The following is a 540-nucleotide window of genomic DNA, read 5'->3' on the forward strand; positions in this document are numbered from 1 at the left end:
TACACCGCCACCTTGAGCAACAAGGCTGACACTGACGTCACCCTGACCCTCGACAACAAGCAAACCATCACCATCAAAGCCGGTGAAACCGTTGGTACCGTGATTGTTGATGCTCCAGGCGATGACGTGTTCATCGATAAGAGCACACAGACGGTCAAGATCACCGGTACTGAAGGCGGTAACTTCGAGAAGCTCGTAGTCGCAGGCGACGGCGCAACGACGCAGATCAACGACACTATCGACAAGGTTGATGTGGTCCTGACTGCCACCAAAACTGTCGGCGAAGGCGGCGAGATCGTTTACACCGCCACCCTGGTCGACAAGGACGGCAAGCCAGTCACCAACACCACTGGCCCGCTGACCATCACCCTCGATAACAAACAGGTCATCACTATCGGTGTGAACGAGTCGAGCGGTACTGTTTCGGCTGTAGCGCCGGATGATGTGTACAAAGGCGACCAGACTGTTACGACCGGCATCGAAAAAGTCACCGGTGGCGAGCACTTTGAAAACCTGGTTCCAGGTACCGATAAAGTCACC

1 protein-coding gene is annotated in these 540 nt (G+C 55.0%); it reads left to right on the forward strand.

Annotated elements, in window-relative coordinates; translation table 11 throughout:
* On the forward strand, positions 1–540 hold a 540-nt coding region (locus BHC62_RS27150), incomplete at both ends, for an immunoglobulin-like domain-containing protein (protein WP_143007610.1).

Source organism: Pseudomonas sp. 06C 126 (assembly GCF_001855215.1).
GTDB lineage: Bacteria > Pseudomonadota > Gammaproteobacteria > Pseudomonadales > Pseudomonadaceae > Aquipseudomonas > Aquipseudomonas proteolytica.